The organism is Kitasatospora sp. SolWspMP-SS2h (genome assembly GCF_003259315.1).
Lineage (GTDB): Bacteria > Actinomycetota > Actinomycetes > Streptomycetales > Streptomycetaceae > Kitasatospora > Kitasatospora fiedleri.
The window spans coordinates 280,003-305,648 of the sequence record NZ_QLLT01000002.1; the positions used below are offsets into that span (position 1 = coordinate 280,003).

General features: G+C 73.9%; 21 protein-coding genes. 8 read left to right on the forward strand and 13 right to left on the reverse strand.

The features are described from left to right. Positions 1-57 precede the first annotated feature (57 nt). Positions 58-957 (forward strand): AraC family transcriptional regulator, encoded by a 900-nt coding sequence (locus K353_RS03480; RefSeq protein WP_111552060.1) that lies wholly within the window; start codon positions 58-60, stop codon positions 955-957. A gap of 124 nt (positions 958-1,081) precedes the next feature. Here K353_RS03480 and K353_RS03485 read toward each other — a convergent pair whose 3' ends face one another. Next, entirely contained in the window at positions 1,082-1,555 is a 474-nt protein-coding gene (locus K353_RS03485) for a carboxymuconolactone decarboxylase family protein (protein WP_111552061.1), read from the reverse strand. 501 nt (positions 1,556-2,056) lie between these two features. On the opposite strand from K353_RS03485, the gene K353_RS03495 reads away from it, so the two are divergent. Beyond that, the gene (locus tag K353_RS03495) at positions 2,057-3,076 is read left to right on the forward strand and encodes a nitronate monooxygenase (protein WP_111552063.1); all 1,020 of its coding nucleotides are present in this window, start codon (positions 2,057-2,059) and stop codon (positions 3,074-3,076) included. 27 nt (positions 3,077-3,103) lie between these two features. Here K353_RS03495 and K353_RS03500 read toward each other — a convergent pair whose 3' ends face one another. The 9 genes from K353_RS03500 to K353_RS03540 form a co-directional block, all read right to left on the reverse strand. Further along, the gene (locus K353_RS03500) at positions 3,104-3,736 is read right to left on the reverse strand and encodes an AAA family ATPase (protein WP_111552064.1); all 633 of its coding nucleotides are present in this window, start codon (positions 3,734-3,736) and stop codon (positions 3,104-3,106) included. Between the two features lie 175 nt (positions 3,737-3,911). Continuing rightward, positions 3,912-4,286, reverse strand: coding sequence for a hypothetical protein (locus K353_RS03505; protein WP_100839278.1), 375 nt, complete (start codon positions 4,284-4,286; stop codon positions 3,912-3,914). Positions 4,287-4,378: 92 nt separating this feature from the next. After that, positions 4,379-4,768: a roadblock/LC7 domain-containing protein gene (locus tag K353_RS03510; protein ID WP_111552065.1), complete on the reverse strand. Its 390-nt coding sequence runs from the start codon at positions 4,766-4,768 to the stop codon at positions 4,379-4,381. Between the two features lie 79 nt (positions 4,769-4,847). Further along, positions 4,848-6,041, reverse strand: coding sequence for a hypothetical protein (locus tag K353_RS34180; protein ID WP_111552066.1), 1,194 nt, complete (start codon positions 6,039-6,041; stop codon positions 4,848-4,850). Then, the gene (locus K353_RS03520; RefSeq protein ID WP_100839275.1) at positions 6,041-6,424 is read right to left on the reverse strand and encodes a hypothetical protein; all 384 of its coding nucleotides are present in this window, start codon (positions 6,422-6,424) and stop codon (positions 6,041-6,043) included. Before K353_RS03520 ends, K353_RS34180 begins: the two co-directional genes overlap by 1 nt. 405 nt (positions 6,425-6,829) lie before the next feature. Continuing rightward, positions 6,830-8,152, reverse strand: a complete 1,323-nt coding sequence (locus K353_RS03525; RefSeq protein WP_111552067.1) for an MFS transporter — start codon at positions 8,150-8,152, stop codon at positions 6,830-6,832. Beyond that, positions 8,149-8,754 carry a helix-turn-helix domain-containing protein gene (locus K353_RS03530; protein WP_111552068.1) on the reverse strand — a complete coding sequence of 202 codons (606 nt, stop codon included), beginning with the start codon at positions 8,752-8,754 and terminating at the stop codon, positions 8,149-8,151. The genes K353_RS03525 and K353_RS03530 overlap by 4 nt, the downstream gene beginning before the upstream one ends. 94 nt (positions 8,755-8,848) lie before the next feature. Beyond that, entirely contained in the window at positions 8,849-11,344 is a 2,496-nt protein-coding gene (locus K353_RS03535; protein ID WP_111552069.1) for an RICIN domain-containing protein, read from the reverse strand. A 427-nt stretch (positions 11,345-11,771) separates the two neighbouring features. After that, positions 11,772-13,070 (reverse strand): ROK family transcriptional regulator, encoded by a 1,299-nt coding sequence (locus tag K353_RS03540; protein WP_199527971.1) that lies wholly within the window; start codon positions 13,068-13,070, stop codon positions 11,772-11,774. 389 nt (positions 13,071-13,459) lie between these two features. On the opposite strand from K353_RS03540, the gene K353_RS03545 reads away from it, so the two are divergent. The 5 genes from K353_RS03545 to K353_RS03565 all read left to right on the forward strand — a co-directional run bounded on the left by K353_RS03545 (position 13,460) and on the right by K353_RS03565 (position 20,279). Next, positions 13,460-14,758, forward strand: a complete 1,299-nt coding sequence (locus K353_RS03545) for a sugar ABC transporter substrate-binding protein (RefSeq protein WP_111552070.1) — start codon at positions 13,460-13,462, stop codon at positions 14,756-14,758. A 2-nt stretch (positions 14,759-14,760) separates the two neighbouring features. Continuing rightward, the gene (locus K353_RS03550; protein WP_111552071.1) at positions 14,761-15,729 is read left to right on the forward strand and encodes a carbohydrate ABC transporter permease; all 969 of its coding nucleotides are present in this window, start codon (positions 14,761-14,763) and stop codon (positions 15,727-15,729) included. Continuing rightward, a complete protein-coding gene (locus tag K353_RS03555; RefSeq protein ID WP_111552072.1) occupies positions 15,726-16,592 on the forward strand; it encodes a carbohydrate ABC transporter permease in 867 nt (288 codons plus the stop codon). Before K353_RS03550 ends, K353_RS03555 begins: the two co-directional genes overlap by 4 nt. 186 nt (positions 16,593-16,778) lie before the next feature. Next, positions 16,779-18,791 carry a DUF5107 domain-containing protein gene (locus K353_RS03560; RefSeq protein WP_111552073.1) on the forward strand — a complete coding sequence of 671 codons (2,013 nt, stop codon included), beginning with the start codon at positions 16,779-16,781 and terminating at the stop codon, positions 18,789-18,791. A 219-nt stretch (positions 18,792-19,010) separates the two neighbouring features. After that, positions 19,011-20,279 carry a ThuA domain-containing protein gene (locus K353_RS03565; protein WP_233533332.1) on the forward strand — a complete coding sequence of 423 codons (1,269 nt, stop codon included), beginning with the start codon at positions 19,011-19,013 and terminating at the stop codon, positions 20,277-20,279. Between the two features lie 89 nt (positions 20,280-20,368). Here the strand turns inward: K353_RS03565 and K353_RS03570 are convergent, their stop codons facing one another. From K353_RS03570 to K353_RS03580, 3 genes are all read right to left on the reverse strand, one after another. After that, positions 20,369-20,698 carry a helix-turn-helix transcriptional regulator gene (locus tag K353_RS03570; RefSeq protein WP_014139771.1) on the reverse strand — a complete coding sequence of 110 codons (330 nt, stop codon included), beginning with the start codon at positions 20,696-20,698 and terminating at the stop codon, positions 20,369-20,371. Positions 20,699-20,741: 43 nt separating this feature from the next. Next, a complete protein-coding gene (locus K353_RS03575) occupies positions 20,742-21,116 on the reverse strand; it encodes a hypothetical protein (RefSeq protein ID WP_111552074.1) in 375 nt (124 codons plus the stop codon). Positions 21,117-21,714: 598 nt separating this feature from the next. Continuing rightward, complete coding sequence (locus tag K353_RS03580; RefSeq protein ID WP_111552177.1) at positions 21,715-22,446, reverse strand: hypothetical protein; 732 nt, start codon at positions 22,444-22,446, stop codon at positions 21,715-21,717. A gap of 299 nt (positions 22,447-22,745) precedes the next feature. Between K353_RS03580 and K353_RS03585 the strand changes: the two genes are divergently transcribed. Continuing rightward, positions 22,746-25,604: an RNA helicase gene (locus K353_RS03585; protein WP_111552178.1), complete on the forward strand. Its 2,859-nt coding sequence runs from the start codon at positions 22,746-22,748 to the stop codon at positions 25,602-25,604. Positions 25,605-25,646: the final 42 nt, after the last annotated feature.

Sequence of the window (25,646 nt, forward strand, 5' to 3'; positions counted from 1 at the left end):
GCGGGGGTGCGGGCCCCGCCTAGGGTCGGTGGCAAGGAAAAGGGAAGGGGAGCGGGGTTGCTGGAGCGGTTGAACCAGGCGATGGACCACGTCGAGGAGCACCTCGACCGGCGGCTGGAGGTGGCCGAGCTGGCCCGGATCACCGCCACCTCGGAGTACCACTTCCGGCGGCTGTTCTCCTCGCTGGCGGGGATGCCGCTGTCGGAGTACGTGCGGCGCCGGCGGCTGACCGTCGCGGCGGCCGAGGTGCTGGCCGGGGAGCCGTCGCTGCTGGACGTCGCGGTGCGCTACGGCTACGGCTCCGGGGAGTCCTTCGCCCGGGCGTTCCGGGCCCTGCACGGGGTCGGCCCCGGGGAGGCCCGGCGCTCCGGGGCGGTGCTGAACGCGCAGCCCCGGCTCTCCTTCCGCCTCGTCGTCGAAGGGAGTGCCACCATGCGGTACCGCATCGTGGAGAAGGAAGCGTTCCGGGTGGTGGGCCGCAGGGCCCGGGTCCCATTGGTCCACGAAGGCGTCAACCCGCACATCGCCGAGCACGTCCGGGGCATCCCGGCGGAGACCGTGCGGCGGATCACCGCCCTGTCCGACCAGGACCCGCAGGGCCTGGTCGCGGCGACCGTGCGGCTGCCGGAGGAGGGCCCGGACGGGCTGGACGGCTTCGCGGAGGGCAGCCTGCTCGACTACTACCACGCGGTGGTCAGCGGCGCGGACGCGGACGACCTGCCCGCGGACCTCGACGTGCTGGACTGCCCCGCCGGCAGCTGGGCGGTGTTCGAGAACACCGGGCCGTTTCCGCAGGCGCTCCAGCAGCTGTGGGCCGAGGTCGCGGCCCGGTGGATGCCGTCCAACCCGTACGAGTACCGGCCCGGCCCGGAGATCCTGCGGGTCCGGCCGGTGCCGGACGATCCGGGGGAGTCCTCCGCACAGCTGTGGATCCCGGTGGCGCGGACCTCCGGCTGATCCGCTCCCGCCGGGGCCGGGGCCGGGGCCGGGGTCGAGGTCGGCCCGGCCGCCGTCCGGCCCGGTCGCCCCTGCCCCGGCAGGGGGGCGGGGGCGACCGGTGCGGGGGCGGGGCGGGGGCGGGTCAGGCGAACTGGCCGGGCACGTAGTCGCCGGCGGGCTGCTGGATGATCACGTTGATCCGGTTGTAGGTGTTGATCAGGGCGATCAGACCGACCAGCGCGGCCAGCTGCTCCTCGTCGTAGTGCTTGGCGGCCTCCGCCCAGGCGTCGTCGCTGACCCCGCCCGCGGCGTCCGCGATCCGGGTGCCCTGCTCGGCGAGTTCCAGCGCGGCGCGCTCGGCCTCGGTGAAGACCCCGGCCTCGCGCCAGGCGGCGACCAGGTTGAGCCGCTGCTGGGTCTCCCCGGCGTGCGCGGCGTCCTTGGTGTGCATGTCGGTGCAGAAACCGCAGCCGTTGATCTGGCTGGCGCGGATCTTCACCAGCTCCTGGGTCGACATCGGGAGCGCCGACAGGCCCAGGGCGTGGCCGGCCGAGTTGATGTGCTTCAGGAACTTCGCGCCGAGCGGGTTGGCGAAGTAGTCGAGGCGGGCGTCCATGGTGATGGCTCCTTGTTCTTCGTTCTTCGAACGGTCGTCGCGTGCTTTCGAAGGTCTGACCCCGCGGCCGTCCCCGATGTGACAGCCCTCGGATGTGACGCCCGTCACGCTATCGGCGGGCCCGCGTTCCACCGCGCAGGCGGCTCGGATGCGCAGAAGACGCACACGAAGAACCCTTCCCGCGCCAGGGAGAACCCCCCGCACGTCGGGCAGCGCGGGAACGCCGCCGCATCCGTGGACCCGCCCGGGTGCCGCACCCCGGCCCGCTCCGGCGCCACCGCGACGGCCGCGCGCGCCACGTGCTCGCCGCGTGCTCGTCGCGCCGGTCCGCCGGCCGCAGCACCCCGGCCGCCCCGGCCGTGTGGGTGAACGGCCCGCCTCGGTCGGTGTCCATCACGCGCCTCCCGCCGGTCGGCACGTTCGCGCCACGGTGACAGGCCAGGGGGGTGGGTGCGGGGCGGCGTAGGGTGGCGGGCGGGGGGTCGGTGGAGGGAGCGCGGGATGGGTGCGGAGTGGGCGGTGCCGGTGGTCATGGCGCCGATGGCGGGTGGGGCGGGGACCCCCGAGCTGGTGGCCGCCGTGAACGGGGCCGGGGGGCTCGGGTTCCTCGCGGCGGGGTACCGCAGTGTCGAGGGGTTGCGCCAACAGGTGCAGAGGGCGCGGGAGTTGACGGACCGGCCGATCGGCGTGAACCTGTTCGTCCCCGGACCGCCCGCCCCGCCCGGGGCGGTGGACGCCTACCGGGAACGGCTGCGGCCCGAGGCGCTGCGGTGGGGCGTCGAACTGCCCGCCGAGATCCCGCCCGACCGCGACGACTGGGACGCCAAGGTCCGACTGCTGCTGCGCGACCCCGTCGACTGGGTGTCGTACACCTTCGGGCTGCCCGAACCGGCCGAGGCCGCCGCCGTCCGGGCCGCCGGCATCCGGCAGGCCGGCACCGTGACCAGCCCCGCGGAGGCCCGGGCCGCGACCGCGCTCGGCCTCGACGCGCTCGTCGTCCAGGGCCCGGAGGCCGGCGGGCACCGCGGTACGCACCGCGCCGAGGACCCGCCCGGGACGCTTCCGCTGCTCGAACTCCTGGCCGCCGTACGGGAGGTGACCGCGCTGCCGCTGATCGCCGCGGGCGGGCTGGGGGACGGGGCGGCGATCGCCGCGGCGCTCGGGGCCGGTGCGGTGGCCGCGCAGCTCGGCACCGCGTACCTGCGCACCGCGGAGTCCGGGGCGTCCCCCGCGCACCGCAGGGCCCTGGTCGAACTGGACGCCACCACCGTCACCCGGGCCTTCACCGGCCGACCGGCGCGCGGGCTGCGCAACGCGTTCACCGACCGCCACGAGGGGCACGCCCCGGCGGCCTACCCGGAGGTGCACCACCTCACCCAGCCGCTCAGGGCGGCCGCGGGCCGCCGCGGCGACCTGGCGGCGATGCACCTGTGGGCGGGCACCGCCCACCGCCGGGCCCGCACGGGCGGCGCGGCGGACGTCACCCGCGACCTGTGGCGGGACGCGCTGCGCGCGGGGTGAGAGCGCGGGCTCCGGGGCACCGGCGGCTCAGTCGAACCGGATGTGCCGGGCCCCCGTCCAGGCCCGGCGCAGGCGCCCGCGCAGCGCGCCGTCGGTGTTCGGCGCGAGCGCCAGCCCGCAGGCGGCGGCGATCCGGTCGGCGACCTGCGGGACGCCGAGGCGGTCGGTCCACAGGTGCGCGGCGAACTCGTCCCCGCGCAGGCGCTCCAGGCACAGGTCGAGCTTCGCCACGGCGAAGCTCTCCCGGCGGGGAGGGACGTCCTTCCCGGCGAGGAGGCCCACGGCGCGCCCGAAGCCGCGCTCGCGCAGTCGGCGGAGCACCGTCCCGCGCTCGGCCAGCAGCGCGAAGTGCCGGACGTCGTGGCCGCGTTCGCGCAGCCGGCCGACGGTCTCGCGGAAGTACGCGGGCTCCACGACCGTCATCGGCACGATCACCGTCCCGTCGTGCCCGGTGAGGGCGCGGTCCAGCACCTCGTACACGCCCTGCCGCCAGGCGGGGAGGTCCTGGAAGTCACCGCGCAGGGCGGGGGGCGTCATCCGGTGCAGGCCGAAGCCCACGTGCTCGGGGTCGCAGACGACGCTGCCGGCCAGCCGCCGCCGGAGCTCGTGCGCGGTCTGCGTCTTGCCGCCGCCGAAGGGCCCGTTGATCCACAGGAGCATGCCCCGGACTCTACTGCGGGCCCCGGGGAGGCGGCTCGGCCGAGGAGGTCGCCCCTCCGGGATCCGACGGCGCCGGGTGCGAGGGGGAGTGCGCGGGACACCGGGCGGGCCCCGGTCGGCGGGACGGAGCCGTCCGTCCGCGTTCCCACCGGGGGCCTGCTCGCCCCTGTGCGGGTCACACCTCCAGGTCGGCCTCGATCCGCTTCAACTGGTGCCGGGCCATCGCCAGGTTGGCCCGGTTGCGGTCCAGCGCCAGGTACAGGAACAGGCCCTTGCCGGTGCGCGAGGTCAGCGGCCGGATCAGGTGGTACTGGGTGGAGAGGCTGATCAGGATGTCCTCGATCGCCTCGTTCAGGTTGAGCAGCTCCATCGCGCGCAGCTTGGCCCGCACCACGTCGGTGTTGCCCGCGGCGGCGACGTTCAGGTCCAGCTCCGCGCTGCCGCCGATGGTGCCCAGCGCCATACCGCTGTTGTAGTCGACCAGGGCGACGCCGATGGTGCCCTCGATCGCGCTCATGATGTCCTTGAGGGCGGTTTCCACAGCAGCCATTTTTTCCAAGTACCTCTTCCGTGAAAGGAATTGACGACTCGTCAACTCTTTGGAGCGACGGGTGTACCGCAGGGTGGGAGGGACGTCCGGGGTCAGAAGGTCGTCCGGTCGAGGTCGGTGTCGGCCAGGGCCGCTATCCGCGCCCCGGCCCGACGGGCCTCCAGGTGCAGCCGGCCCACGTTGGCCTGCGGGCCGGCCAGCAGGGTCAGCACCGTGTACGCGCCGGCCGCGTACGTCGCGGTGTAGCCGCGCTCGCCGCGGGTGATCAGCTCCCGGAAGGCGCCCTGCCCGGTCGCCTCGGTCAGCCGGGAGCCGACGCCCAGCGCGGCCGCGGTCAGCGCGGCCACGCCCTCCGGCTCCAGCGCGGGCGCGTCGTGCGCCACCACCAGGCCGTCGATGGTGGCCACCAGCGACCCGGTCAGGTGCGGGATCCTCGCCCGCAGGCCCCGCAGTTCGGCCTGCACCTCGGCCTCCGGCAGCACGGGGGTCCTCCTCGCGGTCAGTTGTCGAAAGGTCCGCTTCATGACGGGGTCGGCGGGACGGGGCGGGCGGGCGGGGCGGTCACAGGGCCTCCAGAGCGGCGCGTAGTCGGAGCAGCAGGCCCACCTCCGGGTCCGAGGAGTCGTGGGAGCGCGGACCGGGCGGCAGCAGCACGTCCGGTGGCGCGGCTTGCGGCACGGCGGCCGGGGGCGGGTCGGGGACGGCGGCCGGCCGCGGGGCCGCGAGCAGCCCCGCCGCGGCCAACTGCCGGACGTCCAGCAGCGTGCCGTAGGTGGAGCGCCCCAGCAGCCGGGCCAGCTCGGGCGCGGTGCGGGTGCCGTCGGCCGCGGCCAGCAGCGCCTGCCGCCGGCGGCGCGGCACCGCGGTGCGGCAGGTCGGGGCGGCGCCGGTGGCCCGCAGCGGCACCCGGTCCAGCTCGGCGGACGGCCAGCAGCCGTCCAGCAGCGAGCGGCGGCGGCCGATCGCACCGCGCAGCTCCAGCACCGAGAGCGGGCGGGCCAGTCGGAACGCCGGGCGGGCGGCCGGGTCGAAGCGCAGCTCGCCGTCGTGCTGGGCGAGCGCGTCCTGCGCGCCGTCCAAGGTGGCGGCCAGCCGGGCGAGTTCGAGTTCGCCCGGGCCGATCAGGCCGCTGCCCACCAGGTACTCGGCGTGCCGTCCGGCCCCCGGCAGCAGGCTGTCCTCCCACGCGCGCAGGGTGATCCGCCCGGCCCCGGTCAGCAGGTGGCCGACGGTGGCCGCGCCCGGCGCCTCGGCGTGCACCACCAGGCCGCCGGACAGGTGCACCGCGCCGTCCGGGCCGTGCAGGGCGCCGGTGGAGCCGTCGGCGGCGAGGTCGGTCAGCGCGGCCTCGAAGGTGGTGGCGGGCGCGCAGCTGGACCGCCGGCGGCGCGGCAGCGGCGCCGCGTGGGCCCGCGGCCGGACGGCCGGTGGGTCGGCGGCCTCCGGTCCGGCGTCCCGCGGTTCGGGGCCCTGCACTCCGGGGCCCTGCGGTTCGGGGCCCTGCGGTTCGGTGCCCTGCGGTTCGGCGGGCCGGTCGGCGGTCAGGTACGGGCCGGGGACCTCGGCGGCGTGGCCGAACGGCCCGGCGGCGGGGGCGAGTCGGTGCACCGAGACCGGTGAGGCCACCAGCAGTGGCGGCACGGACGGCATCGGCGGGACGACCGGCGCGACCGGGACCGACGGGAGCGAGGGCGCGGACGGGAGCGAGGGCACGGGCGGTTGCGGTGCCGGGGTGAGGGTGTCGGTGGGCCACATCAGGAGAGCACCAGCCGGTCGGCGACGGCGGCCAGCCGCAGTCGGGCCATCGCCAGGTTGGCGTGTTCCCGGTCCAGCCGCAGGTAGAGGAAGACGTTGGCGTCGAAGGACGCGGGGACGAAGCGCAGCAGGTGGTAGTGGGCCCCGGAGGTGACGATGACGTCCTCGGCGGGCGGCGCGCCGGTGTCCGGGTCGGCGAACGAGGGGGTCTGGGTGACCGCCCGGGCGAGTTCGGTGGCGTCCGCCGCACCGACCTCGTGGTCGCCGTCGGGGCCGAGACCGGCGGTGCCTATGGCCAGGCCGTTGGTCCAGTCGACCAGGCTGACCCCCAGGGCGCCGGTGATCCCCATGGCTTCCGCAAGGCACTCCTCGATCCCGGACACGAACCGCGTTCCCTCCCCACCGTGCGGGCACGGTGCGTCGCCGTCACCGCCTTCACCTGCGGTAGTCTGACCAGGACGCAACGCTACCGTCGTCGCCACGGGAGAGCGAGACTTTCGGTCATATCCCTCGGGCATATGCGCGAATGCGCTAAGGTGCGCCGCCGGTTGAGCCACCGCCGCCGGGGCCGGCCGGTCCGCCGAGGGACGCGAACAGCGACGTGAACGGTGCCGCAGACGTGATGCGGACGGCGATGCGGGCAACGAAACGGATGGCCGACCGGACGGCGAAACGGATGGCGGACCGGACGGTGGCGCGAACGCCGACGGCCGTACACCGCGGCGGGGTTGCCGGGGTACGGCCGTCGGGGGAGCGCCGGTCGGCGCGTGGAGGTCAGTGCGTGGAGGTCAGCGCGCGGCGGTTGGCTCCTGGGCCGGCGTCCGGGACGCGTCCTCGGCGGGCTCCGGCCGGACGGGCAGTTCGCGCATCCGCGGGATGGGGGAGGCCAGCACCCACAGGGCGGAGCAGACCGCGCCGACGGCGGCGATCCACAGCGCGGGGCGCAGGCCCAGGGTGCTGCCGAGGAGGCCGCCGAGCAGCGAGCCGAGCGGGCGCACGCCGTAGTTGACGGCCTGGTAGGCGCCGAAGACGCGGGAGCGCAGGGCGTCGGGGATGCAGGCGGCGAAGATGGTGCCGGCCGAGATGTCGAGGATCATCACGCCGACGCCGGAGAGGAACTCGGCGCCGAACAGCAGGGCCGCGGCGGCGCCGACCGAGCCGCCCGCGAGCGGGATCAGCAGCAGCGGGGCGGGGAAGAGCACCAGGCCGAGCAGGAAGGCGGGGCCGATGCCGATCCGGGCGGCGAGCCGTCCGGTGAGGGCCGCGCCGAGCAGGGTGCCGACCGCGGCGGCGGCCATCACCGCGCCCAGCAGGCCGGCGCTGAAGCGCAGTTCGCGGGTGGCGTAGAGGACGAACAGGGCGCCGATGACGAAGGTGAACAGGTTGACGGTGGCGGTGCCGAGCAGCGAGGCCCGGATCACCGGGTCGCGCCGGATCCAGCGCAGGCCCTCCGCGGCGCCGCTGTGCTCCTTCTCGGCGGGCGGCGGTTCGGCCGGGTCGATCTTCCGCAGGAACAGCGCGGAGACCAGGAAGGAGGCCGCGTCCACCACCAGCGCCAGCGGGGCGGCCAGGAGTTGGACCAGCAGGCCGCCGAGGCCGGGGCCGGCCACGTAGGTGGCGGCCCGGCTGCCGTTGATCAGCGCGTTGCCGCTGAGGTACCGCTCGGCGGGCACCAGGGCGACGAACAGCGGCGGGTTGCAGACGTTGAAGAACACCGACAGCACGCCGACGGCGAGCACCACCGCGTACAGCTGGGTCAGGGTCAGCACCCCGGCCGCGTGGGCGATCGGGACGGTCAGCAGGGCGGCGGCCCGGCCCAGGTCGGTGGCGATCATCATCCGGCGGCGGCGCCCGTAGCGGTCGGCCCAGCCGCCCGCGTGCAGCGAGAACAGCAGGTAGGGGAGGTAGCCGGCGGCGCTCAGGTAGCCCATCTGGGCGGCGTCCGCGTGCAGGGTGGCGACCGCGATCAGCGGGATCACCAGCAGGGTGATCTGGTCGCCGAGCGAGGAGACGGTCTGGCCGGTCCAGTAGCGGCGGAAGGCCGGTTCGTGCAGCAGCTCGGGTATCCGGCGGCGGACGGCGGCGGCCGGGCGGGTGGCGAGGAGGGTCACGGTGCTTCCCCCTCCGGGGCGGGGTCGGTGGGGTCGGTGGGGACGGCGAGCCGGATCAGCTGGACGGCCCGGGCGCCTGCGGGGGGCGGGCCGGGGCGGCCCAGCCGCTCCGCGTAGGGGCGGATCAACTCCTCGACGCGGGCTTCGAGTTCGGTGAGTTCCGCGGCGGTGACCAGGACGGCGCTGTCGCCGAAGGAGGCGGCCTCGCGCCACTCGGGGCTGCTCTCGCCGCGGTGCAGCAGCCAGCTGGTGGCGCGGGCGAAGTAGCCGTCCAGCACGGCGCGTTGCAGCGCCTCGGTGGCGGCGGCCCGCTCCGGGTCGGCGGGGGCGGCGTCCCAGCTGGTGAAGGCGGCGGTCGCGCGCCAGGGCTTCTCCCGGCCGCGCCCGCCGCCCGCCTCCTCCACCAGGCCGTACTTGGCGAGCTGGCGCAGGTGGAAGGAGCAGCTCGCCACCGACTCGCTGCCGAGCAGCTCCGCGGCCCGGGTCGCGGTCAGCGGCCCGTGCAGGCGGAGCAGGCCCACCAGTGCCATCCGGGTGGGATGGGCGTAGGCGCGCAGGGCGCGCGGGTCGGTGAGCCGGATGGCCGGCGGCGGTTCGCTCATGTTCTAAAGCTAGCTTTGGAAAGAGTTCTTTACAAGCCGCCGACCACCGGGTTCAGTAGATCACGGCCCGTTCGGGCCGCCGGAAGGGGGAGGGTCAGCCGATGGTCCAGCGCTGGAGGGCGGAGCCGGTGTCGGTCTGCTGGGTGACGGCCGCGCCGTTGGCGGTGGAGGCGGTGGTCAGGGACAGGCCGCTGCTGCGGGAGGTGATCCGGTAGCCGTTGGTGGTGGGGGTGACCGTCCAGCGCTGGTTGGCGCCGCCGGTGCAGGCCCACTGGATGATCTGCGCGCCGGCCGTGCCGGAGCCGCCGCTGACGTCCACGCACAGGTGGGAGAGGACGTTGGTGATCTGGTAGCTGCCGTCCGACTGCCGGGTGAAGGTCCAGCTCTGGTTGCTGCCGCCGTTGGCGCCCCAGGTGATGAGCCGGGTGCCCTGGTCGAGGGAGTGGTCGGGGTCGTCCAGGGCCTTGCCGCCGGTGACCAGGGTGTGGGCGCCGCTGAGGACCGGGGCGACGGTCCAGCCGAAGGAGACCGTGCCGGTGGCGGTGCCGGAGGAGGCGGTGACGGTGACGGTGGAGGCCCCGGCCGCCGTCGGGGTGCCGGAGACCAGGCCGGCGGGGCTGATGGTCAGCCCGGCGGGCAGGCCGGTGGCGGTGAAGGTGAGGGGCTTGCCGGCGCTGTCGTGGGCGGTGAGCCGGAGCGAGACGGCCGTGCCGAGGCTGCCGGACTGGTCGCCGGGGGAGGAGACCGAGACGCTCTCGGGCGCCGAGCCGGTCCGGGTGAGGGTGAGGGTCTGCTCGCCCGCGGTGCGGGTGCCGCCGACGGGGTTGCCGGTGGTGTTGGTCCAGCTGCGGGCGGGGGTGGTCTCGGCGGGGCGGCCGGCGTCCGCGGAGAGGCCGATCACCAGGCCGCTGTAGCGGTTGACCAGGCGGACGGTGCCGGTGGGGGTGTTGTCGGCGGCGGTGCCGGGGACGACCCACCACTGCTGGCCGACGGCGGGCCCGCCGGAGCCGGCGGCGGTGACGGTGGGCCGGGCGCCCCAGGCGCGGCCCGCGGTGGTGGTGGAGTCCACCCCGAGCAGCCCGCCGGTGGCGGCGTTGGCGATCCGGTAGGAGCCGTCGCCGTTGCCGGTGAAGGTCCAGGACTCCAGGGCGGAGCCGGTGGCGGTGCCCGTGGAGGTGGTGGCGGAGCCGCCGGAGACCTGGGCCAGCACCCGCCCGGCCCCGCCGGCGATCCGGTACGACCCGGTCTCGTCGACCGGGCCGGGGGCGGTGGCGGAGGCGTCCAGGGTGACGTCGACGTACTCGCCGGAGGAGGTGCTGCCGTCGGGCTTCTTCGCACAGCCGAACGCGCAGTAGGAGCGGAAGCTCCGGCCGACGATCCCGCCGCCCGTCCGGCTCGCGCCGTCGAGGAACCAGCGGTACCAGGAGGCGGTGCGGTAGCTGCCGGTGTCGCCGAGCAGGAACCACTTCTGGGTGGAGAGGTCGGCGGTGGCGTAGAGCTGCTGGGGCGCCGATCCGCTCTGGTCGACGGCCTGCGGCTCGCCGACGTACAGCTTCAGGTGGGCGTCGTAGGTGATGTTCATGACGAACAGCGGTGAGGTCGGGGGCATCGTGCCGGCCGCGATCTGCTGGGCCGCGGTGCCGGTGTTCGCCGGGTCGTACTCGCCGGAGACGGGGGTGTACCCGGTGGTGCTGCCGGAGCCGACCGGGACGATGTTGCTCTCCCGGCCGCCCGTGCCGGGCTGGGTCCAGGCGCCGTCGTACCACTTGCGCCAGGAGCCGGGTGCCATCTTGGCGGAGATCGGGGCGCGGGCCGCGTGCTCGTAGAACGCCTTCCAGCCGCCGTTCTTGTCGACGATCCGCGAGCCGTAGAAGACGTAGAAGTACCCGGAGGCGGTGTCCACGTACAGCCGCTGGTCGCCGTCGCCGTAGGAGTACGTCTGGTTCGGGAACGCGGCGGTGTCGCCCCTGGTGGTGCTGTAGGGGGAGGTGATCACGTGGTCCGCGATGGTCCAGGTCCGGCCCTGGTCCTTGGAGACGGCGTAGTCGATCGCGTCGAAGTGCAGCCCGTCCCCGAAGGGTTGGGGCGTGAACTCGTTGTGCACCAGCCCGTACCAGTCGCCGGTGTCCGGGTCGACCCAGACCCCCGCCAGGTCGCAGTAGTTCTTCTGCGCGTAGCCGGAGCCGCTCGGCGCGGCGGTGGCCTCGCGGCCGGTGGGGCTGTTGTTGCAGCGCCAGGTGGTGTCGTCGTTCCGGTCGCTGCCGTTGGCCGGGTTGACGGCGCCGCTGATCGCGCCGGAGCGGGTCGCGGTGTCGAAGTCGGGGCCGGTGAAGAAGTCCCAGTACCTGGGGTCGTTCGCGCCGTAGAGGGCGGCGGACTGCTGGAAGTAGAAGGTGCCGTCCTTGTCGAGGTACGGGCTCGCCTGGGTGTCGGTCGGGTGCGCGTACGGCACGGGCGATCCGACGCCGACGGTGTACGTGGCGGCGGGCGGAGCCGGGGCCGCCGAGGCCGGGGCCGCGGCGACCCCGGCGGACAGCGGCAGGACGGCGGCGGCGAACACGGCCGCGAGGGCTCTGCGGGGGGATGGCACGGATGCTCCTTCGGTGACGAGGTGCTTCGCGGTGGGGGGCGCCGGTCCCCGGCCGGTGGGCGCGCGGTGCCCGCCGTCCGGGACCGCAGGGGGGGACGGCGGTGCGGGCGCGCGGATGTGCGGCGTGCCGGTGCGGAGGCGAGCCGGTACGGGAGGCCGGTACAGGGGAGGGGCCGGTACGGAGGGGGCCGGGACGTGCCGGAGCGGTCGGTGCGAGCGCCCGCGGGCCGCCGCGGGGCTCCAGGGGGCCGCCCCGCGGACGGCCGGGGGGACGATCTGTTCGAAGTTGCGTTTTCCTGTGGGTCTTTGAGCAACTTCACGCACACCGTGGCAGTGCCCGGGGGTGAAGTCAAGAGCTGCCGCCGCCCGGGCCGCCGTTCAAGTCGTGGCGCGGGGCACGGCGTCGGCCGCTCCGGGCCCGGCCGGGCTAGGCGGTGCGGACCCCGTCCTCGACCGGCTCCGGCCGGACCGGCACGTCGGAGGGGTCCTGGAAGATCCCCTCCAGCGCCAGGTGCGCGCCGCCGCGGGCCGCGTTGGAGAGGCCGAGCGCGGAGGCGGTGACGACGACCTGCTGGGAGCCGGGCGAGATCCGCCGGCGGTCCAGGAACTCCTGGGCCGGGCCGACCAGGTACCGGTCGAAGACCGCGAAGTAGCCGCCCAGGACGATCCGGGGCGGGTTCAGCACGTCCACCAGGACGCTGAGCCCGAGGGCCAGGTCCTCGGCTACGGCGGCCAGTGCGGCGAGGGTGCGCGGTTCCCCGGCGTCGGCCCGGTCGAGCAGCGCGCCGAGCCGTTCGGCCAGGTCGACCGAGCGGTCGTGGACCGGGTCGTCCGGGTCGGCGGCGGCGTCCAGCAGGGCCTGGAGTCCGACGGCGACCTCCCAGCAGCCGGTGCGCCCGCAGCCGCAGGGCCGGTCGAGCCGGTCGAGCTTCATGTGGCCGATCTCGGAGCCGCGCAGCAGCCGGCCGCCGGAGATGCCGGCCCCGCCGGCGCCGATCCCGCCGGTGACGTAGACGAGTTCACGGGTGTCGGGGCCGGGGGCGGCGAGGTACTCGGCGAGCGCGCCGGACTCGGCGTCGTTCTCCAGCAGGACGGGCGGCGCGTGCCGGCCCAGCCGGGCGCGCAGCTCGTGGACGGCCCGGACGTCGCGCCAGCCGAAGTTGGTGGCCACGGTGACCGTCCCGGTGGCGCTGTCGATCGAGCCCTGGGTGATCAGGGTGATCCCGATGGTGTGCAGGCCGCGCTCGGCCACCGCGCTGAGGCAGTCCGCGACCAGGTCGGCGACCTCGCGCAGGGCGGCCTGCGGGGTGAGGGCGGGGACGTCGAGGGCGCGGCGGTCCTGGTGGACCACGGTGCCGCGCAGGTCGAGGGCGAGGACGGTGATGTGGTCGGGCCCGACCTCCGCGCCGACGCCGCAGATCCAGCGGCCGTTGAGCTCGACCATCCGGTGCGGGCGGCCGACCGCACCGGCCCGGTCGAGTTCGCCCTCGCGGACCAGGCCGCGCTGGATCAGCTCGGCGACCAGGACGGAGACGGTGGCCTTGGGCAGGCCGCTCGCGGTGGCCAGGTGGGTGCGCGACTGGGCGCCGTTCTCCCGCAGTTGGCGCAGCATCACGCCCAGGTTGGTGCGGCGCAGGGAGGCCTTGTCGGCGACCTCGGGGTGGCCCGCCAGGACGGCGCTCGCGAGGCCGCCCGTGCCGGTGGTGCCGCGCTGCGTCTGTCGCACGTGCTCTCCTCGTTCCGAGACCTGGGACCGGCCGGTGTCGACCTGCCCATATTAGTTGATGCACCACATGAAATAACCGCGGCCACCACCACCCGCCGCCGTCCGCCACCGTCCGTCGCCGGGTGCCGATCCGGTCGCGATCCCGCCCCCGCGGCACCTGCGGCATGCGGTGGAGCGGGTCAATTCCCCGTGCTGTCAGGCATTTTGCCCGACCGGGTCGGCGAGTGCGGCCGTTCGTCGCGTTTGTGCAACGGCCCGCCGCACCCCTTGACAGCCCCGAGCCTTAATTAACACACTAGCCGAATTAACGGCCCGGGGTGTTCAGCGGGCCCCCACCGCCGCGCCGGGGCCGAGTCCGCTCGCGGCAGGCAGCAGAACAGGACCTCCTCATGAAGAACCGCGCGCTCAGAACGCTCACCCTCGCCGTGGCGCTCGCCTCCCTGGCCGGCACGGCCGCCTGCGGGTCGGACGGATCGGCGGGCCGCTCCGCCGGGCCGGTCACCATCGAGTTCTGGGGCTGGGCCCCCGGCTACGAGAAGTCCGTCGAGCTCTTCAACTCCACCCACCCGGACGTCAAGGTCGTCTACAGCAAGATCTCGCCCGGCTCCAAGGGCGGCTACACCAAGCTGCTCAGCGCCGTGAAGGCCGGCAACGCCCCCTGCGTGGCCATGGTCGGCTTCGAGACGCTGCCCACCTTCGCCGCCGCCGGCGCCCTCCAGGACGTCACCCCCGCCGCCGCGCCGTACGCGAAGGAGTACGCGTCCTGGGCGTTCGCGCAGTCCGGGGTGGCCGGGCACACCTACGGCCTGCCGGTGGACACCGCCCCGATGGCGTTCATCTACCGCAAGGACCTGTTCGCCAAGTACGGCATCCAGCAGCCCCCGAAGACCTGGGACGAGTACGCCGCCGACGCCGCGGCCATCCACGCCGCCGACCCGAACGCCTACATCGGCTACTTCGGCAACGACGCCTACAACTTCGCCGGCCTCGCCTGGCAGGCCGGCGCCAAGTGGTTCGGCACCAGCGGCGACAAGTGGACCGTGAACCTGGCCGACCCGGCCACGAAGAAGGTCGCCGCGTTCTGGCAGGACCTGATCGACCGGAAGCTGGTCAAGGTCGTGCCGAGCTTCGACACCGCCCTCTACCAGGGCATGGGCGAGGGCAGCATCCTCTCCGACGTCAACGCGGTCTGGGACACCCCGATCCTGGCCGACAGCGTCAAGCAGACCGCCGGCAACTGGGCCGTCGCCCCGATGCCGGTCTGGGACGCGGCCACCCCCGCCGCGGGCAACGCCGGCGGCACCCCCAATGCCGTCCTGAAGGGCTGCAAGAACCCCGCCCAGGCCGTCGAGTTCGCCCACTGGTTCGGCACCGACCCGGCCGGCGTCGGCAACCTGATCAAGGAGACCGGCATCTACCCCGCCGCCCTCTCCGGCCTGGACAACCCGGCGCTGGCCGAGCCCAACCCGTTCTACGGCGGCCAGCGGGTCTTCGACGTCTTCAAGGACGCCGCCACCCACGTCGACCCCGGCTTCCAGTGGGGCCCGGTGATGACCAGGACCTCCGGCGCGCTCGGCGACGGCCTCGGCAAGGCGGGCACCGGCACCACCACCCTGGACGCCGCGCTGGCCGACACCCAGGCCCAGACCCTGGCCGAGATGAAGACCCAGGGCATGGAAGCCGGCTGACCATGCACCCGTCCCCCACCGCCCCGGCCCCGGCACCCCCGCGCGAGCGCACCGGGCCCACCCCGCCGGACGCCCCGCGGCCCCGCGCCGTCGACTGGCGCCGCTGGACGCCGCTGGGCTTCCTGCTCCCGTTCGGCACCCTGTTCGTCCTCACCTTCGTCGCGCCGATCTGCTACGCCGTCCACCAGAGCCTGTTCAAGCTGCACCGCTCCGGCCTCGGGCTCACGCCCCCGACCACCGCCTTCGCCGGCCTGGCCAACTACACCGAGGCGCTGGCGGACCGCGCGTTCACCTCCTCCGTCCTCCGGGTGCTGCTGATCGGCCTCGTCCAGGTGCCGCTGATGCTGGGCCTGGCGCTGCTGCTGGCCCTGCTGCTCGACGCCCGCCGCACCCCCGGCAAGCGCTTCTTCCGGCTCGCCTTCTTCCTGCCGTACGCGATCCCCGGCGTGATCGGCGGCCTGATGTGGTCCTTCCTCTACCAGCCGGACGTCAGCCCGGTCACCCGGGCGCTCTCCGGCCTCGGCCTGCACGTCGACTTCACCTCCGCGGGCATGCTGCCCTGGTCGGTGGGCAACATGCTGACCTGGGGCTGGACTGGCTACAACACGATCGTCATCCACTCCGCGCTCAAGGCGCTCCCCGGCGAGTACGCCGAGGCCGCCGAGCTCGACGGCTGCACCGGCTGGCGACTCGCCTGGCACATCAAGATCCCGATGGTGCGGCCCGCCCTGGTGATGACCACGGTGTTCTCGATTATCGGCACCGCGCAGCTCTACAACGAGCCGGTCGTCATGCGGGCCGTCGCCCCCGCGCTGTCCGGCGACTGGACCCCGATCATGGCCGCGCAGAACGAGGTCGCGGCCAACAACTACCAGGCCGCCGCCGCCCGTTCGGTACTCCTCGCGCTGGTGATCTTCGTCCTCTCGTTCGGGTTCATGCGGTTCGTCAACAAGCGCGGAGCGGCCCTGTGAAGGACACGTCGAGGGGCCCGGCCCGGGCCGCCGACCCCGCCGGGCGCCTGGGGACGCTCGCCGTCCTGGTGCTCGCGGCGCTCTACTCCCTGCTGCCCGTGTGGTGGCTGGTGGTCTCCGCCACCAAGGGCAGCGGCGACCTCTTCTCCAGCAACGGCTTCTGGTTCGCCGGACGGATCGAGCTGGTGCGCAACGTCTCCGAGCTGCTGGGCGTCCAGCACGGCATCTACGGCCGCTGGCTGCTCAACAGCCTGCTCTACGCCGTCGGCGGCGCGGCCGTCGCCACCCTGCTGTCCGCGATGGCGGGCTACGCGCTGGCGAAGTACGCCTTCCGCGGCCGGGAGGCGGTCTTCAACACCGTCCTGGGCGCCGTCCTGCTGCCCGCCCCGCTGTTCGCCCTGCCGCTGTACCTGATGTTCTCCGCGACCCACCTGGTGAACACCTTCTGGGCGGTGTTCATCCCTAGCGTGGTCAGCCCGTTCGGGGTGTACCTGTCCCGGATCTACGCCGCCGCCGCGGTGCCCGACGAACTGCTGGAGGCCGGACGGATCGACGGCGCGGGCGAGTTCAGGATCTTCCGGTCCATCGCCCTGAAGGTCCTGCGGCCCTCGCTGGTCACCGTCGGCCTGTTCCAGTTCGTGACGATCTGGACGAACTACCTGCTGCCCTCGCTGATGCTCGCCGACGACCGCCTCCAGCCGGTCACCGTCGGCCTGGTCGCCTGGAAGGAGCAGCGCGGCCAGACCGTCCCCTACAACCTGATCATCACCGGCGCGCTGCTCTCGGTCGTCCCGATCGTGGTGATGTTCCTGCTGCTCCAGCGGCACTGGAAGGCCGGACTCACCTCCGGCAGCGTCAAGTAGCCGGCCAGTCGGCCAGCCGGCCAGTCGGTCCGCTTCGGCCGCCGGCCCCCTCGCCGGGGCCGGCCCGCGGCCCGGCCCGCCGACTCCGCCGGGCCGGCGGACCCCGCAGACCTCACCGGCCCCGTAGACCTCACCGACCCCGCAGACCCCGCAGACTCCGCAGACTCCGAAGAGGCAGACCCGCAGATGAGTGAGCTCCGGCTTGCCACCCTGACGCTGCCGACCGCGCCGGTCGGCCCCGTCAACCCCCTTCCCCCGCTGTTCACCGGTGTGGACGCGCACCAGGTCGAGGACGCCGACGAGGCCGACGAGGAGATGCGCCGCAACATCGGCTACGGCCGGGTGCCCTCCGTCCTGCCCTACCTGGTGCAGGACGGCTACACCCGGGAGCGGGCGCCCGCCGACCACCCCGTGGCGGTGCTGGAGAACGACACCCTGCGCGCGGTCTTCCTGCTCGCCGCGGGCGGCCGGCTCCAGTCGCTGGTCCACAAGCCGACCGGCCGCGAACTGCTGTTCCGCAACCCGGTGTTCCAGCCCGCCAACCTCGCCCTGCGGGGCGCCTGGCCGGCCGGCGGCGTCGAGTGGAACATCGGCACCATCGGCCACACCCCCACCACCTGCGAGCCGCTGCACGCCGCCCGCCTCACCCGCCCGGATGGCACCCCGGTGCTGCGGATGTGGGAGTACGAGCGCATCCGCGGCGCGGTCTTCCAGATCGACGCCTGCCTCCCGGACGACTCCCCGGTGCTGCTGGTGCACGTCCGGATCACCAACCCGCGCGAGCACACCGTCCCGATGTACTGGTGGTCCAACATCGCCGTCACCGAGGCCCCCGACGTCCGGGTGCTGGCCCCGGCCGACGCCGCCTGGCAGTTCTCCTACGACCGCCGGGTCCGCCGGGTCGCCCTCCCCGCCCCCGACGGCACCGACCTCAGCCGCACCACCCTCGCCCGGGACGCCGCCGACTACTTCTTCGACCTCCCGGCCGGCCGGCGGCGCTGGATCACCGCCCTGGACGGGAGTGGCCGGGGCCTGGTCCAGGCCTCCACCGAACGGCTCCGCGGCCGCAAGCTCTTCCTCTGGGGCCAGGGCGAGGGCGGCCGGCACTGGCAGGAGTGGCTCGCCGGACCCGGCCTGGCCTACCTGGAGATCCAGGCCGGCCTCGCCCGCACCCAGCTCGAACACCTCCCGATGCCGGCCGGCGCCCGCTGGACCTGGACCGAGGCCTACGGACTGCTGGAGGCCGACCCCGCCGCCGTCCACGGCGAGGACTGGACGGCGGCCCACGACGCGGCCGAGCACGCCCTGGACGCCCTCCTCCCGCAGCACGTCCTGGACGCCGAACTCGAAGCCGCCGCCGACTGGGCCGACCGCGCACCCGAGGAGATCCTGCAGGCCGGCTCCGGCTGGGGCGCCCTGGAGCAGCACCGCCGCGCCCGGGCCGGCCAGGGCCCGCTGCCCACCCCCGGCACGCCCTTCCCCGACCGCACCCTCGGCCCCGAGCAGCAGCCCTGGCTCGAACTCCTCACCCACGGCACGCTCACCCCCGGCGACCCCGACCGCCCGCCGGTCTCCTACCAGAGCGACCCGGCCTGGGCGCCGCCGCTGGCCGCCGCCGACAACTGGCTCGCCCACCTCCACCTCGGCACCCTGCACGCCCGCGCCGGCGACCACGACGCCGCCCGCGCGGCCTGGCGGCGCTCGCTCGAACACCGCCCCACCGCCTGGGCCTGGCGCAGCCTCGCCGCCCTCGCCGCGCACACCGACCGGCTCGACGACGCCGTCCACGCCTACCGCCGGGCGCTCGACCTCGCCCCCGCCCTGCTGCCGCTCGTCCTGGAGAGCGCCGCCGTCCTGCTCCGCGCCGGACACCCCGGAGAGGTGCTGGACCGCCTCGACGCGCTGGCCCCGGCCGACCGCGCCGCGGGTCGGGTCCGCTGGACGGAGGCCCGGGCCGCGCTGGACAGCGGCGACCCGGAGCGCTGCGGGCGGCTGCTGCGCGAGGGCATCGAACTCGCCGACCTCCGCGAGGGCGAGGGCTCCCTGCACGAACTCTGGTTCGCCCACCGGCGCGCCGCCGCCCCGGCCGGTGATGACGCGGCCGGTGGCGACGCGGCCGGTGGCGGTGCGGCCGGTGGCGGTGCGGAGCTTCCGCGGGCCTACGACTTCCGGATGCTGGCCGCGGAGGGCGCCGGCTGATGCGGCCGGCGGGTGCTCCCGGCGTCAAGACTTCACGCCGGAACTGACGCAACCTCACCATCCGTGCCCTGAACCGGCGTTGTGCGTTCAAGAGGCGAAGGCGAGAACCCTTGACGTGTCTGGTTCAGACCTTTAGGTTCCCGGCTCAGAGAAGCGGGGCGCGGCGCGCCCCTCGGCGCTCCCACCGCCGGGCCCCGCCCCCCACGCCGAGGAGCACCCGTGTTCGTTCGCGAACCGTCCTTGAAACGACTCGCACCCGCCGTCCTCGCCCTGCTCGCCCTGCTGTTCGGCCTGGCCGCCCCGGGCACCCGCGCCGCCGCGGCCGTCCCCGACTTCAAGGTGATCGCCTTCTACAGCGGCACCTGGGACGCGGCCCACATCGACTTCGACAAGGAAGCCAACGACTGGTTCCCGAAGACGGCCGCGGCCAACAACTTCAGCTACACCGCCACCACCGACTGGAACCTGCTCGCCAACGGCGGCGTCGACGCCTACGACGTGGTCCTGTTCCTCGACGACGCCCCGCAGAGCACCGCCCAGCGGGCCGGGTTCGAGCGCTACATGCGGGGCGGCGGCGCCTGGCTGGGCTTCCACGTCTCCGCGTTCACCACCGACGCGGCGAGCTGGGACTGGTACTACAACCAGTTCCTCGGCAGCGGCAACTTCCGCTCCAACACCTGGGGACCCACCACCGCCGTGCTGCGCACCGAGAACGGCACCCACCCCGCCGCGGCCTCGCTCCCGGCGACCTGGACCTCCTCGGTCAGCGAGTGGTACAGCTGGTCGAACAACCTGCGGGCCAACCCCGCGATCAAGGTGCTCGCCTCGGTGGACCCGTCGAGCTTCCCGCTCGGCACCGACCCCAACCAGTCCTGGTACGGCGGTGACTACCCCGTGCTGTGGACCAACACCCAGTACCGGATGCTCTACGCCAACTTCGGCCACAACGCGATGAACTACAGCACCAACACCCGGACGTCCTCGACCTTCGCCTCCGCCACCCAGAACCGGATGCTGGTCGACGCCCTCAAGTGGTTGGGCGGGGCGCCCGCCCCCGCCGACTCCTGGTACACCCTGACCTCCCAGGCCAACGGCCGGTGCGCGGACGCCCGCGCCGCCGCGACCGCCAACGGCACCGCCGTCCAGCAGTACGCCTGCAACGGCACCGCCGCCCAGCAGTTCCGGCTCACCCCCACCGACGGCGCCTACGTCCGCCTCGCCGCCCGCAACAACCCCGACCAGGTCGTCGACGTCACCGACCGGTCGACCGCCGACGGCGCCCCGCTCCAGCTCTGGGCCTACGCCGGCGGCACCAACCAGCAGTGGCGCGCCGTCGCCGAACCCGCCGGCACCCAGCACTTCGTGGCGCGCCACAGCGGCAAGTGCCTCGCGGTCGCCACCACCGCGGCGACCGACTCCGTCCAACTCGTCCAGCGCACCTGCGACAACGGCGCCGCGCAGAGCTTCCGCCTCACCGCACAGCCCTAGCCGCCTCGGCCGCCCCGGCCGTCCGGAGGCCCCGGCCGTCCGGCGGCCCGCCGTACCGGGCCGCTGCCCGTGCGGCGGGCCGCTCCCGGCTAGTGCGCGGCGCGCAGTTCCTCCAGCAGCATGCCCTGGTCGGCGAGCAGTTCGGTCAGGATGCGCCGGGCCGTCCGGAGCAGCTCGGCGACGTCCGCGCCGGCCAGGGCGTAGACCACCGTCGAGCCCTCGCGGGTCGCGGTGACCAGGCCGGAGCGGCGCAGGATGGCGAGCTGCTGGGAGAGGCTGGACGGTTCTACGTCCAGCTCGGGCAGCAGGTCGCGCACCGGCGTCGGGCCGGCCTGGAGCAGTTCGAGGACCCGGATTCGCACCGGGTGGCCGAGCATCCGGAAGAACTCGGCCTTGGCCTGGTACAGCGGTACGGGCATGCTTCCTCCCCTCTCCGACGGCACGCAGGCCGCCGTCCCGCGCTCAGACCTCCAGCGTCGACTCGATCCGCTTCAGCTGGTGCCGGGCCATGGCGAGGTTGGACCGGCCGCGGTTCAGCGCGAGGTACAGGAACAGGCCGCGTCCGCTGGACGTGGTGAGCGGCCGGATCAGGTGGTACTGGTTGGTCAGGGTGACCAGGATGTCCTCGATGCCGTCGTCGTGGAGGTTGAGCATTTCCATCGCCCGCATCTTGGCACGGACGAGGTCCGTGTTGGCGGCCGCGGCGACGTTCAGGTCGATGTCTCCGCCGTCCCCCAGGGTGCCGAGCGCCATGCCGCTGCCGTAGTCCACCAGGGCCACCCCGATGGCACCTTCAATGGTCATGGCTTCCTTGAGCGAGGTTTCGAGATTCGCCATCGTCCGTCTTCCTGTCGTGGCCGGGTCGGTCGGCACGACTGTAGGAACGGGATCGCACCCCGGCCGACTGTTGACCGTAATCTTTCGTTTCTGGTCCGACTGTGATCGATGAGCGTCGATTCAATGACCACATGAAGACATTTGCAACTACGGATGTGAGCAGTTCACGCGTACGCGATTCCGGCAACCCTTCCCGGGGAACCGGCCCGGAACGTGACGGGGCCCGGGAGCGGTATCCGGCTCCCGGGCCCCTGTGTGCCACCCAATTGCTGCGCACCGGCACGTTTAAGGACGGTGATCATGCTCAAAGCGTTTGCTTTACCGTTGAAGCTACCGCGCCACGGAGAGGCGCAGGGGGGAGTCGAACCCCCATCCGACGCTATTGGCCCCGCCCGGTCGATCCGGCGCTCGGCGGCGAATGCTGAGACGTGAGCGAGAGTCTGAGTTTCAAGGGGTGCCTCTACCGTTTGGGCCACCCCGGCACGTGGTGCCGGGGGAGGGACTCGAACCCCCACCGTTCCCCGGGTTCAGCTTCAACCTCAGTGTCAGCTTGCGCTCTTCGCGCCACCCCCGGTCTCACCCGGGGGCGATCATGGGGCTACCCGAACAGGTAGCCGAAGACGGCGTCGCCGACCCGCCGGTCGGTGACCTCCGCCCCGTTCGCCTCCTCGCGGGCGAACTGCACCGCCTGCTGGAGCTTCTCCACCCGCTCCAGCAGCTCGTTCACCCGCCGGGCCGGCAGCGCGCCGGAGAACTTCACCGTCGTCCAGTACCCGATCGGCACGTCCTCGTAGTAGACCTCGACCTGCGCCGGGTGCTTCTCCGTCGCCTCCGCCTTCACGTGGTTGCGCGGCACCTTCCTGGTGCGGATCGTCCGCACCGCCTCGGTCTTCCACGCGTCCGTCGACGGGTCGAGCGACCACGCCTCCGCGGCGTCCAGCACCGGGAGCTTGCGGACGAACGTCCGCAGGTCGGTGAGCTGCTTCTCCAGGAAGAGCAGGTACGTCACGGGCGCGCCCGCCACCAGCGTCCGCCCGTCCACCACCACGTCGGCCCGGGCCTCGGTGTTCGCCCAGTCCTTGGTGGCCGTCACGTCGAACAGCCGGGTCAGCGTCGCCGCCGTCGCCCGCAGCACGTCCTCCGCCTTCACCTGCACCCGGGTCGACTCGGGGGGCAGCTGCTCGCCCTCCTCGTCCTTGGGCTGGTACGTCCGGGACAGGCCGGCCAGCAGCGCGGGCTTCTGCAAGTCCTGGTGGGACTGCGTCAGCTCCTGGAACGACTTCGACTTGACGCCTTTTTCCACGGCGATGATCTGGTTCAACTTGGCCACCCGAGGACGGTAGCGGCACACCCGTTCGACGGTCACCCGGTTTTCCGCACCCTGCTCGACCGGCGGCGGCAGCCGCCCTGACATGGGCACGCAGCCGGAGAAGTGCCGGAAAAGTCTGATGTTGATGTCACTCCGGACGGGTAATCTCAGGCTGAGATGCTCGATCACCACATCCCAAGCACCCGCTGCGCCCCGTCGCCCGCCCGGGCCACGGCCCCGCAGCCGCAGGCGTCGCCGTCTGCGTTCTCGTCCAGCCACACCCACGGGAAGAAAAGGTGACGCCAGTGCCCGGCAGCCCCATGCCCGAAGAGCAGCTCGACCCCGCGGCCGAGGAGCGGCTCAGCCCCGCCGAGCGGTACGCCGCCTCCCGCGAGCGCGCCAAGGAGCAGGCCACCGCCCTCCACGGCTTCCAGCAGCTGTACGACTTCCCGCTCGACGACTTCCAGCTCCGCGCCTGCCGGACGCTGGAGGGCGGCCAGGGCGTCCTGGTCGCCGCGCCGACCGGCTCCGGCAAGACCATCGTCGGCGAGTTCGCCGTCCACCTGGCGCTGGCCGGCGGCCGCAAGTGCTTCTACACCACGCCGATCAAGGCGCTGTCGAACCAGAAGTACGGAGACCTGGTCAAGCGCTACGGCCAGGCCAAGGTCGGCCTGCTCACCGGCGACAACTCCGTCAACGGCGACGCGCCGGTCGTCGTGATGACCACCGAGGTCCTGCGGAACATGCTGTACGCGGGCTCCAGCGCCCTCGACGGCCTCGGCTACGTGGTGATGGACGAGGTGCACTACCTCGCCGACCGGTTCCGCGGCGCGGTCTGGGAGGAGGTCATCATCCACCTCCCCGAGTCGGTGACCCTGGTGTCGCTCTCCGCGACCGTCTCCAACGCCGAGGAGTTCGGCGACTGGCTGGACACCGTGCGCGGCGGCACCGAGGTGATCGTCTCCGAGCACCGCCCCGTCCCGCTCTGGCAGCACGTGATGGCCGGCAACCGGGTGTACGACCTGTTCGCCAGCCCCGACCGGGACGGCCGCCCCAAGGGCAGCCTGAAGAACCCCGCCAAGGCGGTCAACCCCGAGCTGGTCCGGCTGGCCCGCTCCGAGGCCGACCGCGGCCGGGACAGGTTCGCCCGCGGCCGCGGGCGCTCGATGCCCACCGGCCGCCCCGGCCGGGTCTGGACGCCGAGCCGGGTCGACGTGATCGACCGGCTCGACGCCGAGGGCCTGCTCCCCGCGATCACCTTCATCTTCAGCCGGGCCGGCTGCGAGGCCGCCGTCCAGCAGTGCCTCAACTCCGGGCTGCGCCTGAACCGGGACGCCGACCGCGCCAGGGTCCGCCAGTTCGTCCAGGAGCGCTGCCGCGACATCCCCGACGAGGACCTGCACGTCCTCGGCTACTACGAGTGGCTGGACGGCCTGGAGCGCGGCATCGCCGCCCACCACGCCGGCATGCTGCCCCGGTTCAAGGAGGTCGTCGAGGAGCTGTTCGTCCAGGGCCTGGTCAAGGCGGTCTTCGCCACCGAGACGCTCGCCCTCGGCATCAACATGCCCGCCCGCTCGGTGGTCATGGAGAAGCTGGTCAAGTGGAACGGCGAGACCCACGCCGACATCACCCCCGGCGAGTACACCCAGCTCACCGGCCGGGCCGGCCGCCGCGGCATCGACATCGAGGGCCACGCCGTCGTCCTGTGGCAGCGCGGCCTCGACCCGGAGGCGCTGGCCGGCCTGGCCGGCACCCGCACCTACCCGCTCAAGTCCTCCTTCCGCCCCTCGTACAACATGGCCGTCAACCTGGTCGGCCAGTTCGGACGGCACCGCTCCCGCGAACTGCTGGAGACCTCCTTCGCACAGTTCCAGGCCGACCGCTCGGTGGTCGGCATCGCCCGGCAGGTGCAGCGCAACGAGGAGGGGCTGGACGGCTACCGCGAGTCGATGACCTGCCACCTCGGCGACTTCGACGAGTACATGCGGCTGCGCCGCGAACTCAAGGACCGCGAGAACGAACTCGCCCGCGAGGGCTCCACCCAGCGCCGCAACGCCGCCGTCGAGGCCATCGAGCAGCTCAAGCCCGGCGACATCATCCACGTCCCGACCGGCAAGTTCGCCGGCCTCGCCCTCGTCCTCGACCCCGGCCTGCCCCCGGCCGGCCGCAACGGGCACGGCCGCGGCGGCCCCCGCCACCCCGACTTCCAGGACGGGCCGCGCCCGGTCGTGCTCACCGCCGAACGCCAGGTCAAGCGCCTCGCGATGATCGACTTCCCGCACCCCGTCGCCGCGGTGGACCGGATGCGCATCCCCAAGTCCTTCAACCCGCGCAGCCCGCAGTCCCGCCGCGACCTCGCCTCCGCCCTGCGCACCAAGGCCGGCCACCTCGAACCCGAGCGCTTCCGCAAGGGCCGCGCCGCCGCCGCCGACGACCCCGAGATCAGCCGGCTCCGTGCCGCCCTGCGCCGGCACCCCTGCCACGGCTGCGACGAACGCGAGGACCACGCCCGCTGGGCCGAGCGCTACCACCGCCTGCACCGCGACACCGAACTCCTCGAACGCCGGATGCGCTCGCGCACCCACACCATCGCCCGCACCTTCGACCGGGTCTGCGGCCTGCTCACCGACCTCGGCTACCTCCGCGGCGACACCGTCACCGACGACGGCAAGCGCCTGGCCCGGCTCTACGGCGAACTCGACCTGCTCGCCGCCGAGTGCATCCGCGAGGGCGTCTGGGACGGCCTGGCCGCCGCCGAACTCGCCGCCTGCGCCTCCGCCCTGGTCTACGAGGCCCGCCAGTCCGACGACGCGCTCGCCCCGCGCGTCCCCGAGGGCGGCGCCAAGGAGGCCCTCGGCCGGATGGTCCGCATCTGGGGCCGGCTCGACGCCCTCGAGGAACAGCACAAGATCTCCACCGCCGAAGGCGTCGGCCAGCGCGAACCCGACGTCGGCTTCGCCTGGACCGCCTACCGGTGGGCCCTCGGCCACGACCTCGACGCCGTCCTGCGCGACGCCGACATGCCCGCCGGCGACTTCGTCCGCTGGACCAAGCAACTCATCGACGTCCTCGGCCAGATCCAGGACGCGGCGGGCGAGAACGCGGAACTCCGCAAGACCGCCCGCAAGGCGGTCGACGGCATGCGGCGCGGCATCATCGCGTACTCCTCGGTCGGCTGACCTGCCCCCGGCGAGGGGCCCGACCGCTTCGCGCGGTCGGGC